General features: G+C 59.6%; 14 protein-coding genes. 9 read left to right on the top strand and 5 right to left on the bottom strand.

Annotated elements, in window-relative coordinates; genetic code table 11:
• Positions 1 to 8: 8 nt before the first annotated feature.
• The 5 genes from QY316_12860 to QY316_12840 all read left to right on the top strand — a co-directional run bounded on the left by QY316_12860 (position 9) and on the right by QY316_12840 (position 4,826).
• The gene (locus QY316_12860) at positions 9 to 1,367 is read left to right on the top strand and encodes a TrpB-like pyridoxal phosphate-dependent enzyme (protein ID WKZ32779.1); all 1,359 of its coding nucleotides are present in this window, start codon (positions 9 to 11) and stop codon (positions 1,365 to 1,367) included.
• A 22-nt stretch (positions 1,368 to 1,389) separates the two neighbouring features.
• A complete protein-coding gene (locus QY316_12855) occupies positions 1,390 to 1,680 on the top strand; it encodes a hypothetical protein (protein WKZ32778.1) in 291 nt (96 codons plus the stop codon).
• Positions 1,681 to 1,777: 97 nt separating this feature from the next.
• Positions 1,778 to 2,416: a PAS domain-containing protein gene (locus QY316_12850; protein WKZ32777.1), complete on the top strand. Its 639-nt coding sequence runs from the start codon at positions 1,778 to 1,780 to the stop codon at positions 2,414 to 2,416.
• Between the two features lie 133 nt (positions 2,417 to 2,549).
• The gene (locus tag QY316_12845) at positions 2,550 to 3,893 is read left to right on the top strand and encodes a sigma-54 dependent transcriptional regulator (protein WKZ34128.1); all 1,344 of its coding nucleotides are present in this window, start codon (positions 2,550 to 2,552) and stop codon (positions 3,891 to 3,893) included.
• A gap of 180 nt (positions 3,894 to 4,073) precedes the next feature.
• Entirely contained in the window at positions 4,074 to 4,826 is a 753-nt protein-coding gene (locus tag QY316_12840) for a hypothetical protein (protein ID WKZ32776.1), read from the top strand.
• Positions 4,827 to 4,855: 29 nt separating this feature from the next.
• Here QY316_12840 and QY316_12835 read toward each other — a convergent pair whose 3' ends face one another.
• From QY316_12835 to hemE, 5 genes are all read right to left on the bottom strand, one after another.
• Positions 4,856 to 5,575, bottom strand: a complete 720-nt coding sequence (locus QY316_12835) for an SEC-C domain-containing protein (protein WKZ32775.1) — start codon at positions 5,573 to 5,575, stop codon at positions 4,856 to 4,858.
• Positions 5,576 to 5,733: 158 nt separating this feature from the next.
• Positions 5,734 to 7,896, bottom strand: coding sequence for a diguanylate cyclase (locus QY316_12830; GenBank protein WKZ32774.1), 2,163 nt, complete (start codon positions 7,894 to 7,896; stop codon positions 5,734 to 5,736).
• Between the two features lie 320 nt (positions 7,897 to 8,216).
• A complete protein-coding gene (hemG, locus tag QY316_12825; GenBank protein ID WKZ32773.1) occupies positions 8,217 to 9,677 on the bottom strand; it encodes a protoporphyrinogen oxidase in 1,461 nt (486 codons plus the stop codon).
• Positions 9,677 to 10,609, bottom strand: coding sequence for a ferrochelatase (gene hemH, locus QY316_12820; protein WKZ32772.1), 933 nt, complete (start codon positions 10,607 to 10,609; stop codon positions 9,677 to 9,679). The genes hemG and hemH overlap by 1 nt, the downstream gene beginning before the upstream one ends.
• Positions 10,610 to 10,633: 24 nt before the next feature.
• Positions 10,634 to 11,677 (bottom strand): uroporphyrinogen decarboxylase, encoded by a 1,044-nt coding sequence (hemE, locus tag QY316_12815; GenBank protein ID WKZ32771.1) that lies wholly within the window; start codon positions 11,675 to 11,677, stop codon positions 10,634 to 10,636.
• 335 nt (positions 11,678 to 12,012) lie between these two features.
• Here hemE and QY316_12810 point away from each other — a divergent pair, with 335 nt between their 5' ends.
• From QY316_12810 to QY316_12795, 4 genes are all read left to right on the top strand, one after another.
• Positions 12,013 to 12,639, top strand: a complete 627-nt coding sequence (locus tag QY316_12810) for a HAMP domain-containing protein (GenBank protein ID WKZ32770.1) — start codon at positions 12,013 to 12,015, stop codon at positions 12,637 to 12,639.
• On the top strand, positions 12,626 to 13,438 hold the full coding sequence (locus QY316_12805; protein ID WKZ32769.1) for a cytochrome c3 family protein: 813 nt from the start codon (positions 12,626 to 12,628) through the stop codon (positions 13,436 to 13,438). Before QY316_12810 ends, QY316_12805 begins: the two co-directional genes overlap by 14 nt.
• 102 nt (positions 13,439 to 13,540) lie before the next feature.
• Positions 13,541 to 14,128 carry a methyl-accepting chemotaxis protein gene (locus QY316_12800; GenBank protein WKZ32768.1) on the top strand — a complete coding sequence of 196 codons (588 nt, stop codon included), beginning with the start codon at positions 13,541 to 13,543 and terminating at the stop codon, positions 14,126 to 14,128.
• An 8-nt stretch (positions 14,129 to 14,136) separates the two neighbouring features.
• Positions 14,137 to 15,273: a PQQ-binding-like beta-propeller repeat protein gene (locus QY316_12795; protein ID WKZ32767.1), complete on the top strand. Its 1,137-nt coding sequence runs from the start codon at positions 14,137 to 14,139 to the stop codon at positions 15,271 to 15,273.
• The last annotated feature ends 8 nt before the right edge of the window (positions 15,274 to 15,281 follow it).

The following is a 15,281-nucleotide window of genomic DNA, read 5'->3' as shown; positions in this document are numbered from 1 at the left end:
GGCGTCCCATGGCGGAGGCGAAGATAGTTCTCCCTGAAAAGGATATACCTCAGAAGTGGTATAACATAATGGCGGACATGCCGAACCTCCCGGCCCCGCCCCTCCATCCAGCCACCCTTGAGCCCTGCGGCCCTGACGACCTCAAGGCCATATTCCCCATGTCGCTTATCGAGCAGGAGGTCGCTACAGAACGCTGGGTCGAGATACCCGAAGAGGTGAGGAACATCTATCGCCTCTGGAGGCCGAGCCCTCTATACAGGGCGCACCGACTGGAAGCCGCGCTCAAGACGCCGGCGCGCATCTATTACAAATACGAGGGCGTAAGCCCGGCCGGGAGCCACAAGCCAAACACCTCGGTCCCGCAGGCCTATTACAATAAGAAAGCAGGGATAAAGAGGATAGCGACAGAGACCGGAGCCGGCCAGTGGGGATCTGCGCTCGCGCTTGCCGGCCGCATGTTCGGACTCGAAATAACCGTCTACATGGTAAAGGTAAGCTATCACCAGAAGCCCTACAGGAGGGTCGCCATGGAGACCTGGGGCGCCGAGGTCCTGGCAAGCCCCACAGAGAAGACCCGATCGGGCCGAAAGGTACTTGAGGCCGACCCGGAAAGCCCCGGAAGCTTGGGCATAGCCATATCCGAGGCGGTCGAGGACGCTGCCGGAAGGGCGGACACCAACTACGCCCTGGGTTCGGTCCTGAACCACGTCTGCCTCCACCAGACCATAATAGGGCAGGAGGCCGGAAAACAGCTTGAGATCGCCGGCGACTTCCCCGACGTAATCATCGGCTGCAGCGGAGGCGGAAGCAACATAGCGGGCCTCTCCTTCCCGTTCCTACTCGACAAGATAAACGGCAGGGACCTCCGAGTCATAGCCGTTGAGCCGTCATCCTGCCCCACCCTTACAAGAGGCGAGTACCGCTACGACTTCGGCGACCTTGCCGGGCTTACCCCGTACCTCATGATGTACACCCTCGGCCACGACTTCGTGCCCCCGGGCATCCACGCGGGCGGGCTCCGCTATCACGGCGAGGCCCCGCTCGTAAGCAGGCTCTTCAACGACGGGCTCATCGAGGCCGCGGCCTGGCCCCAATCCGAGGTATTTGAGGCGGCCCTTCTGTTTGCGCGGACAGAGGCCATAATCCCTGCGCCCGAGAGCGCGCACGCGATAAAATCCGCGATAGAAGAGGCGATAAATGCCAGGGAGGAAGGCAAGGAGAAGGTTATACTCTTCGGCCTCTCAGGCCACGGGAACTTTGACATGCAGGCCTATGCCGACTACCTTGCCGGAAAGCTCACGGACTACGAGTATCCCGAGGAGAAGATACGGGAAGCCCTATCCAGGCTTCCCGTAATAAGCCGCTGAACCCCAATTCGCGGGCAAGAGAATGTCTTTAAAGTTTTGGGCCCTCATAGCCAGGGCCGCAGGCCTCATCCTTTCATCGAGGACCGTCATAGACGCGTCCCGCACGGTGCTCGGCTCCCTGAAAAGGGAGTACAGGGATATTGAGGACGAGAGGCTCCGTGAATACCTCATCACCCTTGAACTCAGGCTTAAATCAGCCGAAAGAGAGCTCGAATCCACGAGGAAGACCATAAAGAGGCTCACCGCCGCTGTTTACGGCTTGTCGGCCCTGGCCCTCGCGGCGCTGGCAATCGCCCTTGTCAGGCCGGGTTAGCCGGTTTGAATCGGAATCATGTCCTATGGCTCTTTTCACATATTAAAACGAGAGAGCAATTACTTGAGCGCGGACCTGTTGCCGCTTAAGGTGGCATATGGGCACAGGTGAAAATGGCCTTATAAAGGAGATCCGGAAGCTCAGGGCGGAGCTGAAAGAGCTTTTCAGGGCCGAGAGAGAGAGGCTCGAACTCGAAGCGCTCCTCTGCTCGCGCACAACCGAGCTCATAAAGGCCAATGAGATGCTCCTTGCGGAAATGGCCGCGCGCGAAAATTCCGAGAAGGCCCTCGGCGAATATCAATATGCCTACCGCAAGCTGCTGGATCTCATAAGTGAAGCCGTATTCGTCGCCGATGCCGGGAGCGGGATCATAATTCACGCAAACAGGGCCGCAGGCTCGCTCATCGGAAGGCCCGTGGACGAGATAGCCGGCATGCACCAGACCAGGCTCCACCCGCCGGAGGAATCTGAACACTACAGCTCCACTTTCCGGAAGGCCGTCGAGGGCGCGGCAGGGCAGACCCACAACGTGGTTTTGCTCCATTCAAGCGGCAGATCAATCACTGCCGAGGTAAGCACCTTTACCTTCGTCATGGGCGGCAAGGCCCTCATACTGGGAGTTTTCAGGGAGTCCTCAAAGGGGGCTGAAGGCGAACGTGAGAGGCTCAATCTCCTCCTTGACGAGCTCGCCCGCAGGCTGTCAACCCCTCCCCGGCGCGGCCTTGATTTGCAGTAAGAACTTTAGTATGCTCATCCTGTACGGCCCCTCTCACCTTTGATCTAATCCCATCAGGCACCCTCGTCAAGTCCGTCTCCGATATGGCACAGGGCCGCTATTTCGCAGGCTGAAAGGCGCTCTATTGCACAAGGTGCTCGTAATAGACGACGAGGAGAACATAAGGCTCGTCCTCTCGGAGCTCCTCTCCATGAGGGGGTTCTCCACTTCCCAGGCCCCGGACGGCCCATCCGGCGTAAAGGAATTCAGCAGGTTCAGGCCGCACGCCGTGCTACTCGACCACAGGATGCCCGGCATGGACGGCTTCGAGACGCTAAGGGCCCTGAAGGAGATCGACCCTGCTGTCCCGGTCATTTTCCTTACCGCATACGCCGACATACAATCGGCGGTGGAGGCCATAAAGAACGGGGCCCATGATTTCGTGACCAAGCCCGCGGACATGGAATCCCTTACGCTTCTCATCCGGAAGGCGGTCGAGAAGCTCGAGCTTGAGCGCGATGTGGCAAGGCTTAAGTCCGCGGTCGACGCCTCTCTCGAATCGGCGCTCGGCAGGGGCGAGGCCATAAGGCGCGTAATCGGCCAGCTCGTAAGGGTAGCGGCAAGCGACTTTTCGATAATAATACAGGGCGAGACAGGCACGGGGAAATCCATGATCGCGGGCCTCATCCACCGCATGAGCCGCAGGAAAGAAGGGCCGTTCGTCAGGGTCGATATGGGCGCCATCCCCGAGCCCCTCATAGAAAGCGAGCTCTTCGGTTCCGAGAAGGGCGCCTTCACCGGCGCGGACAGGGCCCGGGGCGGATACTTCGAGGCCGCCTCTGGCGGCACGCTCTTCATAGACGAGCTCGAGAACACCTCTGCCGCGCTCCAGGCGAAGCTCCTCGGAGCCGTAGAAGCAAGACAGGTCTGCCGCGTGGGCTCAAGCAAGCCCGTCCCGGTCGATGTGCGGATACTCGCGGCCTCGAACAAGGACCTGAGGGCCCTTGTAAAGGAAGGCGGCTTCCGGGAAGACCTCTACTTCAGGCTGAACGAGTTTACGGTAACGCTCCCGCCGCTACGCGAGCGGGCGGACGACACTTCGTTTTTGGCCGGCAGGTTCCTTGCGGACGCGTGCGGGGAGCTTAAAAGGCCGCCGCTCTCCATCTCCGGCCCGGCAATGGAGACGCTCCTCAAACATTCCTGGTCGGGCAATATAAGGGAGCTTAAGAACGTGATGCGCCGCGCCGCCCTCCTGGCGGGCGGGGCCGAGGTCCTCCCAACGCACCTCGACCTCGGGGCCGAGGAAAGATACGGCCGCACGGCCGGGGCTGTCATGCCCTTGAAGGAGGTCTCGTCCCACGCGGCGCGGGAGGCGGAAAGGGCCGCGATAAGGGAGGCGCTCAAGCTATCTTCCGGCAACAAGGCCAGGACAGCCTCCATCCTCAAGATAGACTACAAGACGCTACTTACCAAAATCAGGGCCTATGGCCTCGAATAATATGGAATTCGTTCCATCCCTATGGAATTGATTCCATAGGGGCCGCCCCTCGCTTCGTATCAGACCCCCCGAATTTCAGGAAATTCCCTTGAATTCAGCTGGCACTCCTTTTGCTATTACCTCCGGGTAGAAGAAAAGGGCGATTTCCGGTTCCGTCTTTTCAAGAAAGAGGAGGTCATTATGCTGATATACAGGATAATCCTGGCAGCGCTTCTGGCGGCACTGCTTGCATCAGGGGGCGCTAGCGCGGCAGGTAAAGGCGAGCTTCCGAACCTGTCCGGGGGACCTATTGACGGAAACCTCGCTGGTATCGACGTCTATAATAAGATGCGCGCGTTCTGCAACGAGGAAGGCGGACGGCCCCTGGCGGTCGTCTCTAAAAGGTTCGGCGGGTTCGTGCGCCTCGTGGAGGTCACTCCTGACGATGCAGCGGAGCATATCGCGTCGGGAGGAGAGGGCAAGTACCCCTGGTATTTAGCTTGCGAGGGGGATTCGAGGTTCATTGTCGAAAAGGACTACCGGTACAGCCCCGGCGAGCCGGAAAAGTTTCATCTGAGCCGGGGCCGCGGCCTTGAGTGGCTGGACTATATCAAGGCAGAAGAACCGGAAAAAATAGCAAGGCTTGAGGCCAGGTCCGTCAAGGCGGAAAAAACAGAGGCCCGGGAAAATACAAGGCTCCTTGAAGAAGTTGCCCTCCAGGCCTCGTCGTTGCGGATGGATTTTGTGAGGGCCGTAAACGGCGCGAGATATGAGGCAAAGTACAATAGCGTGGAAAAAGCCGGGGCATGCAGCCGCGTGACCGTAAAATACGAGGCACAAGGCCCATCAGGAGAGAAGTTTTTCGATTACAGGGTCTGCGGCCAGGATGTGGCTCTTATAAGGGAAGGGTTCCCGGCAGGGCCGAGGGGGCCGGTCGCGCTCATCACAAGGTGAGGGAGGCCCTAAATATTGAAAGAGAGGCATTACCTGCCGTGGCACTTCTTGAACTTCGCGCCGCTCCCGCACCAGCAGGGGTCGTTCCGTCCGGGTTCTGCGGGCCTTTCATCGGGCAGAAGGTCCGGCGCGTTTGCCTCGCACCACGACCGGACGGCCCCGGCCACACGTTCCGCCGCTTCCTCGGCGGTGGCCGCGCCTTCGTTGAAACTCCTCCCCGAGATGCCCTTTTCCCTTTCTATGGCCGCATGGATCGCAGTTTCATCGCCTTTAGCCGCGCCCGCCTCGTGTATTATCCTGCAAAAGCCCTTTTCCCCGGGCCCTGCCTCAGGAGAGCCGAGCTCGCCGCAATGCGGGGGCCTTATCTCGCGCCCGATGATGGACGGGTGCATGGAGCAGGACTTGTCCTCCGCCAAAAGAGAGCACCTGAAGGCGAACATGGCAATGAGGTTTATCGTGAGCGCCTGCCCGGACCGCCGAATATCCTTTACTACTACATTATACCTTTCGGGCTGCCCGAATAGTTTCCGGGGCTCCTCCCCGCCTGTTTTATAGGCGGCCGTTATCCTCTCGACCCGCGCCTTTATGCCCTTAAGCACCTCTGCCCTGAAGGCGGAAGCGTTTTTAAGGCCGCCATCCCTTACGACCGGATACGAGATGATGCCCCACCAGGGGTCGCAGCATACGCCGCCGCAGCGCTCGACGCATATGGCGGAGAAAAAGGACCTTTCCTTCAAGCCGGTAGCCATGCGACGATTATAACTTCTTTGGGCCGGGTTAGTCCAGACGGTCTTGATTAGTGTTTAAAAAAGGGTTAAGCGGTTTAAGCCTGCTAAGGATAGAGCGCGTGATTGTCGGGCCTTTACGAGCCGGAGGGTTTCCTGGCAATGGTTAAAAAGACAACATATCATACTAGCCTGGCTTCAGGGCGCTTTTCAAAGGCGACCTGGTTCTTGCCGTTCCTCTTCGCGAAATAAAGGTTCTCGTCCGCCGCCTTGACGAGGTCTTCCTCGCACCTTACCCCCTCGGAGGGGAATAGCCCTGCGCCCACGCTCACGGTGACCTGCCAGTCCCTCAAGCCCGGGAAACGGTGCGTCTCGACCGTCTTCCTGAGCTTTTCGGCGAGCGCCAGCAGCCCATCCTTGCCGGTATGGGCCACGAGGCACACGAATTCCTCCCCGCCGTACCTTGCCAGCACGTCCGTTGACCTGGTGCTTTCCCTGAGGAGCCTGCCTATTTCCGAGAGGATAATATCGCCCTGCTGGTGGCCGAAAGTGTCGTTTATATATTTGAAGTTGTCCACGTCCATCATCAGAAGCCCTGTCTCGTATTTATACCGCGAGGCGGCCTTGAAGTGCTCCTTCAGGAGCTCGCCGAAGCGCCTCCTGTTGAAAACTCCCGTGAGCGGGTCGGTCATGGAGAGTTTTTCGATTTCCTTGTGGACCATCGCGTTATCGAGGGCTATGGCTATCTGGTTTACGAGGTGCTCCATGTGCTTGAGCATCTCTTTCTCATACGGCGATATCGACCCGAGGAGGAGCACTCCCATGGGCTTTTCGTTATAGGTGAGGCAGAGCCAGACGAGTCCCGCGGGATTGAACTTGAGTATGCCTGCGTCGATTACCGGGCCGCTTGCGTTCCTGAGGTCAAGGAGCGCGAGCGTCCTCTGCTCCGAGAAGCACCTGTCCGCGAGCCCCTCTCCTTTTTCCGTGCCGGAGAGGCCTGATTTGTTTATCCCGCAGAGCACCTCTGGTTTCAATATCCCTGTCTCGTCGTCGTATATGTATATGACACCGACCTCGGAGCCGGTAAGCTCGGCTATCTTGGAAAGGGCCCTCTCCAGGAGCATCCCCGGGTCGTTGTACTGGAGTAGCACCTTTGAAAGCTGGTTGAAGCTTTCAAGCCGGTCTTCCCTGGTCTTTATGGACGCGACCATCAGGTTGAAGCCCTGCCCGATGTTCTCGAACTCGTCCTTGGTCCTGATGTCAAGGGCCACGTCGAGGTTGCCCGAGGCCGTCTCGTCCATAGCGCTCCTTATGGCCCTGACGGGCTTCAATGTGTCCCTGTAAGTGAGCGCCGCGAGGAGGAGTGAGAAGAGGACACCGGCCGCGGCCACCCCCAGTATCTGCGATTTCATGCGGGCGATGTTCGCCTCGACCTTCGAGCTCGGCTCGGCCACGGCCAGCGCGCCAATGGGCCGGCCGTCGAGCCCGAATATCGGCTCTATCCCAAGGAAGACGCCCTTTCCGTCGAGCTCGGTCTTCCCGATGAACCCCTCGCTCCCGGGCAGCCGGCCCCCGATGCCGTTGTCCAGGTCCAGGCGGGTGAGCGGGCTGAAGACACCGGCTTGGACCCCGGATGCCGAAACGACCTTGGCCCCCTTTTCCGTTATCGTGAAGACGGAGGCGTTCACGCTGAAGTACCTGTATACGGTATCAGGCAGCCAGCTGTTGCCGTTAAGGAGCGTGCCGGTGACGAAAGCCCCCGTGACCCCGCCGTTTTCCATGACCGGCACCGTAACGAGCTGCATAAGCCCATCCTCGTCCGTCTCGGGGATCTTAAGGCCCTCCCTTTCAAGCAGCTCTCTCGGGACGAGCTCGGTGGAGATGACCGGCCCGCCGCTTTCCAGCGCCTTCCGTATCGCGCCGTTTATTTCCAGGACGCCCCCGGCCCTCCTGTCCCTCCTTGCGATGACACGCCCGTTGCCGTCAACGACGGCCCAGAGGTCGACATAAGGCCTCATCTCGGAGTAGCCTTCGAGGTTACTGCCGAGGAATTCGGAATCGCGCGCCTTTACCGCCGCTTTCACCGCCCGCTCGCTCGCGGCCTGGAGCATGCCGAACTTCATCTGCTCGGGTCGCGACTGGAAAAGGCTCCACGCCCCGCGGAGCTTCGAGTCTATCTCGTTAACGGCCTCCTGGTGGGCCTGGGATGAGAATTTAACGGAGATGAAGAAATAGAAGCCGCCGGTGAGCGCCGATATGATGAGTAGGAACGCGAGGAGCGTCTTTGTCCCTATGGAGAGGGTGGGCCTGCAATCGGACCAGATGACCCGGAAAATCTTTTTCATCAAGCCTTCCTTCCAAAAATAAACGGGGAGGGAAACCAAACGCATCCCCCGCCCCGATTACTTATCGGAAGAAAGCAGGGTTTTCTTTAACCAGCTGCTGAAAAATCCATTGAACGCGCCGCCTTCAAAATCAGGCAGGAAAGCATGCCTCATTATTCGACATCCTGCACCTTGAGCTTTTCAGCAGACTGGATTTGATTTGTAGAGAAGGTATTGGATCAGGACCGGAGGTGATGGGCTATTGAATGGCCTGCCGCAAAGTTTTTTGGTTTACCGGCTTGCAGGGGCTTATTCCGGTTGAAACGGACCGGAAAGGATGGTCAGTTTTTGCCCTGGATCTGGTCTATCACCCGCTTGGCCACGACCTCGCCGTAGCGGATACTGTCGCTTATGCCTATGCCGTAATAGGCGCTCCCCGCGAGATGGAGCCCCGGATGGCTCTTGAGGCGCTCGTCAATCCATGCGACGCGCTCCTCGTGGCCGATTGTGTACTGGGGCATCGAGTTCCTCCACCTGAAGACCCTGGCGAGCACCGGCTCTGCCCCTATGCCCATTATGTCCCGGAGCTCTTCCCTTACCATCTTTATCATATCGGCGTCTCCGAGCGAGACGAGCTCGGCGTTTTTAGACCCGCCGACAAAGCACCTTATGAGGACCGAGTCCTCCGGGGCCCTGCCCGCGAACTTGACGGAAGTCCAGGTCGCGGCCATGATCTTCCGCCCTTCGACCTTCGGCACCACGAACCCGAAGCCGTTCATCGGGTGCTTTATGTCCTTCTTTTTGAACGCTATGGAGACGGTGGCCGTGGAAACGTAGGGGATGGTCAGGAGCTTCTCCGAGAGCGCCGCGTCCTCGCCCTTCAATATCGAGGCCGCCGCCCACGCCGGGGCTGCGACGATGACCGCGTCAGCTTCTATCGAGCCGCCGCCTTCGAGGTCCACCCGGTAGCCTGCCCCGGCCTTCTCGCCGGCCTTCTCGATCGATACGGCCTGGACGCCCTTCCTTAGTACCGTCTTCTCCATGCCCTCGAGCCTTGAGGTGAGCGTCTCTACGAGCTCCGAGAGGCCGTCCTTCAATGTCATGAACATCGTGACTTTATTGCCCGGAGCGGACTGGCCGCCCGGCTTTCCGGTTTTTCTGTGCGCTGCGGCCTGCGCCATCCTCTTTATCATGCCCCGGATGAGGCTTCCGCTCTCTTCTTCGAGCTGGACGAACTTCGGGAAGCTCGCCCTCACTGACATGGTCTCGGGGTCGCCCGCGTGCACGCCCGCCACGAGCGGCTCGGCTATCTTTTCGAGCGCCTCTTTCCCGAGGCGCCTTCTTACGAAATCGCCGAGGCTCTCGTCCCCGCCGCCCTTCCTCTTCGGTACGAAGAGGTCCATTGCCATCCGGACCTTTCCGGGCCAGGATATGAGGCTTGAGGTCGCGAGCGGGAGTATCTTGGTGGGGATCATGAGGATGACCCCCTCGGGGAGCACGTGGAGGCGGCCGCCCGAGAGCACAAAGGTCTTCCTGTGCCTGTCGTTAGTGGGGAGGAACTTCCCTGAAAGGCCTATGCGCTTGCAGAGCGCCATTGCCCAGGGCTTCTCCGAGAGGAAGCAGTCGGGGCCGCCCTCGATCAGGAAGCCGCCCTCTTTCTCGGTGCGTATGTTGCCTCCGAACCTCTCGTTCCGCTCAAGGAGGACTATCTCGAAATCCGCGCCCTGGGGCGCCTGCTCGCGGAGGCTCCACGCGGTTGCGAGCCCGGCGATGCCGCCGCCGATTATCACGACTCTTTTCATTATTTTTTTTCAGCGGGCTTTTTCATTATGCCGGCGAGCATGCGGATGAAGGCCGGGTCCGTGTTGAGGGACGGAGTGCGCCTCCACTCCAGCCCGTTCGAGCGCGCTGTGTCTTTGAAGAGGATGTCTATATCATAGAGAGTCTCAACGTGGTCGGCGGCAAACCCGAGCGGCACTACTACTACGCCCTTTTTCCCGCGCTTCGCGGCCTCCGCTATGACCTCCTCGGTCTCCGGCCCGAGCCATTCCCTGGGCCCGGAGCCCTTGCTCTGGTACGCTATCCTGTAATCGGCCTTCCCGACCCTTTCCATTATGAGGGAGGCGGACTGGTTCACCATCATCTCGTAAGGGTCGCCCTGCAGGGCGACCTTCGGAAGGCTGTGCGAGCTGAATATGACGAGCGCGTCCCCCGGGTCCGTAAATTCCGAGAGCTCCTTCAGGATATTCCCGGCCACGAGGTCGAGGTAGGCCCGCTCTATGTGCCAGCATGGCATGAAAGATATGGCCGGGCCGCTGCCGAGGCTGTTGAGCGCGTTCTCAACGTCAGTCTCGTAGGCGCCGGTGGCCACGATCGAGGTGAAGGGCGACATGATTATGGCTACCGCCTCCTCGACCCCGTCTTCCTTCATCCGCTTCACGGTCTCGGCTATGAAGGGGTGCCAGTACCTCATGCCCACGTAGGCCTTGTAGCGGAAGGCGACGTCCGGGCCCGAGTTGAGCTCCTCTTCGAGGGCCTTGGCCTGCTGAAGGGTTATTTCCAGGAGAGGGGACCTTCCGCCTATGAGCTTATAGCGCTCGACGGTCCTCGCCACGAGCTCCGGCGTAACGGTCCTGCCCTTCAGGACGTTCTTTACGAAAGGCTCTACGCTCTCTATGGAGTCCGCCCCGCCGAACGCGAGGAGGAGTATTCCCTTTAACGGAAGTTCACTCATCTCAGGACGCCCCTTCTCACCTTTTTACTTTGCGCTCAGCTCGTGAACGCTGTCTATTACGGCCCGGACGTTATCTACAGGCGTGCCGAGTATTATGCCGTGGCCGAGGTTGAATATGTGGCCGGGCCTTCCGCCCGCCATGTCGAGTATATCTTTGACCCTCTTCCGTATCTCGCTTACAGGGCCGAAGAGGACCACGGGGTCGAGGTTCCCCTGGATGGCCTTGTCATAGCCTATGGTCTTCCAGGCCTCGTCGAGCCTCACCTTCCAGTCTACGCCCACCACGTCCCCGCCGGTCTTGGCGATGGTGTCGAGGTATGTCCCGGTATTGGTGCTGAAGTTTATGAAAGGTACGCCCTTCTTTCTCACGGTCTCGATAATTCTCTTACTGTAAGGCATGGCGTAGTTTTTGTAGTCGTCCGGCCCGAGACACCCGACCCAGCTGTCGAATAGCTGGACCGCGTCCACGCCGGCCTCTATCTGCGCCTCGAGGTAGACTATAATGACGTCGGATATTTTCTCCATGAGGGCCTTCCAGCCCTCGGGGTCCGAGTACATGAGCTTTTTCGTGTTTATGTAGTTCTTGGAGCCCTCGCCCTCGATGATGTAGCTCGCGAGCGTGAAAGGCGCGCCGGAAAAACCTATGAGCGGGACCTTGCCGGCAAGCTCCGCTTTTACGAGTTTTATGGCCTTCAGGAGATAGGGCACGTGCTCCTCGGGGTTTATGACCCTTACGGCGTCTATGTCCTTCCTCGTGCGGACGGGATTGGATATCACGGGCCCCTCGTTTTTCGCGAACTCGAGGTTTATGCCCATGCCGTCGAGCGGAAGGAGTATGTCCGCGAAGATTATGGCCGCGTCAAGGTCGAAAGCCTTTATGGGCTGGAGCGTCACCTCGGCGGCTATCTCGGGGTTCCTGCACATCTCGAGGAACGAATGCTTCTCCCGTATGGCCATGTACTCCTTCATGTAGCGGCCAGCCTGGCGCATGAGCCACACCGGGGTGTAGCCGGCCTTTTCCCTGCGGCATGCCTTGAGAAACGCGTCCTTTGCCATGACCTTTGCCATCTTTAGGTATCCTCCCAGATTGTGTTCGGGAAAAATCCTTCCCGCCTTTTCCCGCCGCACCCCTGACTTGGGCCGCGGAAAGGGGGCCCGCGGCTTCTGCCCCGCCGTTCAGTCGAGCTTCCGGCGGGCAAGACGGAAAAGAGCTTTTTATTATATTCATAACGGCTGGTTTTTTCAATAATTTTCAATGAAGGGGCGGCAGGGAGGCGCTCCCGGGCTTCACAAGCGCGCCGTATTCGGATATAATGGCTGTGAATCCTGCCCCGCGTTTTCAGCACTCACCTCGTTTATTTTCTCCCGGACCGATTTGAAATCCTCTTTTATAGCCGGTAAAGATGGCCGCTCCGGATACCCGTAAAAAAACGGACGCCTCGCGCCTCCTCGGGCTGGGCTTCAAGCTCAGGTTCGGGCTCAAGCTGTGCCTTGCGACGCTTGCCGGGGCCGCCGGGCTCCTTGCCCTCCTAGTACTCTCCCTTTCGAGGGGCGTGGGAGACTCATACGGCCAGGCCGTCTTCACGCTTTACGAGCTCAAGGTAAAGGCCCTGCCGCTTGTCTTCGCCTCCTCTTACACTGTAGCGCTCCTCGGGGTCGCGACCGCGGCCGTTGCCGCGGTCTCAATACTCTATTCCCACAGGATAGCGGGGCCGGTCTTCAGGCTCGCCCGGAATATGGAAGAGATAGGCTCGGGCGACCTTACTGTTGTTACGCGGCTTCGGGGTAACGACCAGCTCGTCGCGCTCGCGGAAGACTTGAACTCGATGGTCCGGTCGGTAAACCACACGGCAAGGGCCGCAGCCGAAGCAATCGAAGCCCTTGAGAAATCCGAGCAGGAGCTTCTGAAAATCCTCGAAAAGGGAGGGCCGCTCCCGCCCGAGGCCGGGTCCGCGGTCCGCGAACTATTCGAGAACGTAAAGAGGCTCCAGCTGGCCCTCTCGAGCGTAAAGGCCCATGAAGGCGATTAAGAGGGCGCTGGCCATATCAATGGCAATAGCCGCGGTGGGCGCCGCGGCTCTCCTCTACTCCCGGCAGTGGACGAGCTATCACGACTTCAAGGGCCGGTGCCTAGAATGCCATATTGCCGAGCCGTCCCCCGGGGACACTCCCCGCGCCTTCCTGCTGGACATATCGAGGATGTGCGTGGACTGCCACGAGGCCGAGTTCGAGCTGTCGCATCCGGTGGACGTGAGGCCCTCGATGCAGGTGCCCGCGAACCTGCCGCTCGATTGGAAGGGGGACGTGACCTGCATTACTTGCCACCCGGTGCACATGGAGGGCTTCGGGCCGTTCCGCCTCCGCTCCAGGGCCGAGGGCCCCGGCTTCTGCATGCTTTGCCACGGCGACCTTGAGAGCGAGCTCCATAAGCTCTCGCTCGGCTCGGCCCACGTCACGGGCTCCGCCTCGTTGAAGTTCGTCGCAACCGAGGTCGGGGGCGTGCTCGACGAGCTATCACTCAGGTGCATGGCTTGCCACGACGCCCTGACAGGGCCGGACGCGGTCGTCGGAGGAAGGGAAATCGCGGGGCCGCTATTCCACAGGTCGGGGCTTTCCGGCCTCAGCCACCCCATTGGCGTATCCTACATAGACGCCAGGCGCAAGTACCGGGGCGCGTATAAGCCGGTGGACAAGCTCCCGCCCGAGATAAAGCTCTTTGCCGGCAACGTCGGGTGCGGGAGCTGCCATAACCCGTTCTCGAAGCTCCATAACGAGCTCGTCATGAGCAACGAATACAGCAGGCTCTGCCTTGCGTGCCACAATAAATGAACCTCTTTAGGAGAGCATGGACGAATTAACCCTGGATTAATGGGGTTTTAATTCCAGGGTACTATCATATAGCCCGGAATCGAGCCCGGGCCCGGAGGAGCGATGCGGGACGCGCGCGATGCCAGTTGGAGGCGCAGGAACTATTTCATAGACCGGAAGCTGCAGTCGAGGTTCGCGGCTGCCTTTGCCGGAACGGTCCTCCTGGGGCTCCTTCTGAACCTCCTCGCCGCCTATTTTTTAATTGACAGGGAACTTGGACAGGGGTTATATAAAATCCATATAAAGATACGGACCACCTCTGAAATCGCGGTCCCTGTCTTGCTGAAACTCGGAGCCGTAACCGTTTCAGCGGTCCTGTCCGTCTCCGCGGTAGTCGGCTACTTTGTCCTCCGCCGGATAGAGCTCCCGCTCATCGAGCTCAGGGAGGCCGTGAAGGGGGTCTCCAGTGGCGACCTTACGCGGCGGGTCTCGAGCGAAATGCCGGGCGCCCTGGCGGACGCGTTCAATGCGATGACCATCTCGCTCGCGTCCTTTTTCGGTCCCCTGAAAAAATCCGGTCAAGCCCTTGAGAAGGCTTCGAGGGGGCTTGAGGCCTCCGCCCGGGACGCAAAGGAGCTTGCCGCGGCCCTCGAGGGGATAACCCGGGAGCGGAAGAGCATATCCCACAAAATCTCAAAGATGAAGGTCTGAGAGGAACTATGCAGCAATCGAGGTCAACAGCAGGGAAGATAACAGCAGCGCTGGCCCTCTCATTGGCGGCGCTGCCGCTTTTTTTCGGACAGGCCGCCGCGGACTGGCCGAAGTTCATGAAGAGCCCCGATAACGTCCCCTTTGTCGAGAGGGCGCCGAGGCCGCCCCTGGCGCTCAAGTGGAAGTTCAAGACCGGCGGGAGGGTCTATTCATCTCCGGCGGTCTACAAGGGCAAGGTCTTCGTGGGCTCGTATGACAAGCACCTTTACGCCCTTGACGAGAAGACCGGGGCCGTTGTCTGGAAGTTCGAGACCAACGGCGAGATATTCTCGTCCCCGGCGGTCGACAAGGGCAGGGTCTATTTCGGCTCCAGGGACGGCTCCGTCTACGCTCTCGAGGCCGAGACCGGCAAGCTCGTCTGGAAGCACGAGACCGGCGGCCCGGTCCTCACTTCGCCTGTTGTAGCCGAGGACAATGTCTATATCGGCTCCAAGGACCTCTACCTCTACGCCCTCCGGACAAAGGACGGCCAGAGGGTTTGGAGGATGAACGTCCCGGATTACGAAAAATACAGCGGCATATACGCCTCCCCGGCCTATGCCGACGGCGCGATATATTACGCGGGCAAGAACGGGGTGATATACTCCGCCTCCGCGAAGAGCGGCGGAAGGAACTGGCAGTTGAGGACCGAATCCGCCATATACTCCACCCCGGCAGTGCGGGACGGCATAGTCTACGTATCCTCGTATAACAGGACCCTTTACGCTCTGAATGTAAAAGACGGCAAATACGTATGGCGGAAGAACCTCGGCAAGCTCGCCTACGCCTCTCCTGTGGTCACCGCCGACAGGATATACATGGCTTCCAAAAAGGGCGACGTGACCGTCTTCAACAGGAAGGACGGCAGGGAGCTCGCGGTCTACAAGTTCCCGGACGAGGTGAACTCGACCCCGGCGGTCTCGGCTTCCGGGCTCCTTTACGTCGGCTGTGACGACGGCGGCTTTTACGCCGTGGACCTCTATACCGGCGAGACGGTCTGGAAGTACATGACCGAGGGGAGCATCCAGTCCTCTCCGGCGGTCACGGACAATGCCGTTTACGTAGGCTCCGAGGACGGCTCCATTTACGCCTTTACGCAAGAGTAAGCTAAACG

The organism is Thermodesulfobacteriota bacterium (genome assembly GCA_030583865.1).
In the GTDB taxonomy this organism is placed as follows: Bacteria; Desulfobacterota; GWC2-55-46; order GWC2-55-46; family GWC2-55-46; genus UBA5799.
Note: the sequence above shows the minus strand (reverse complement) of the source record. Positions and strands in the feature narration are given on the sequence as shown.

Excerpts from the sequence above, each read along its gene's own strand:
- QY316_12795 (WKZ32767.1), top strand. The coding sequence starts at position 14,137 with ATGCAGCAATCGAGGTCAACAGCAGGGAAGATAACAGCAGCGCTGGCC.
- QY316_12805 (WKZ32769.1), top strand. The coding sequence starts at position 12,626 with ATGAAGGCGATTAAGAGGGCGCTGGCCATATCAATGGCAATAGCCGCG.
- QY316_12800 (WKZ32768.1), top strand. The coding sequence starts at position 13,541 with ATGCGGGACGCGCGCGATGCCAGTTGGAGGCGCAGGAACTATTTCATA.
- hemG (WKZ32773.1), bottom strand. The coding sequence starts at position 9,677 with ATGAAAAGAGTCGTGATAATCGGCGGCGGCATCGCCGGGCTCGCAACC.
- QY316_12810 (WKZ32770.1), top strand. The coding sequence starts at position 12,013 with ATGGCCGCTCCGGATACCCGTAAAAAAACGGACGCCTCGCGCCTCCTC.
- QY316_12840 (WKZ32776.1), top strand. The coding sequence starts at position 4,074 with ATGCTGATATACAGGATAATCCTGGCAGCGCTTCTGGCGGCACTGCTT.
- QY316_12830 (WKZ32774.1), bottom strand. The coding sequence starts at position 7,896 with ATGAAAAAGATTTTCCGGGTCATCTGGTCCGATTGCAGGCCCACCCTC.
- hemH (WKZ32772.1), bottom strand. The coding sequence starts at position 10,609 with ATGAGTGAACTTCCGTTAAAGGGAATACTCCTCCTCGCGTTCGGCGGG.
- hemE (WKZ32771.1), bottom strand. The coding sequence starts at position 11,677 with ATGGCAAAGGTCATGGCAAAGGACGCGTTTCTCAAGGCATGCCGCAGG.
- QY316_12850 (WKZ32777.1), top strand. The coding sequence starts at position 1,778 with ATGGGCACAGGTGAAAATGGCCTTATAAAGGAGATCCGGAAGCTCAGG.
- QY316_12855 (WKZ32778.1), top strand. The coding sequence starts at position 1,390 with ATGTCTTTAAAGTTTTGGGCCCTCATAGCCAGGGCCGCAGGCCTCATC.
- QY316_12835 (WKZ32775.1), bottom strand. The coding sequence starts at position 5,575 with ATGGCTACCGGCTTGAAGGAAAGGTCCTTTTTCTCCGCCATATGCGTC.
- QY316_12860 (WKZ32779.1), top strand. The coding sequence starts at position 9 with ATGGCGGAGGCGAAGATAGTTCTCCCTGAAAAGGATATACCTCAGAAG.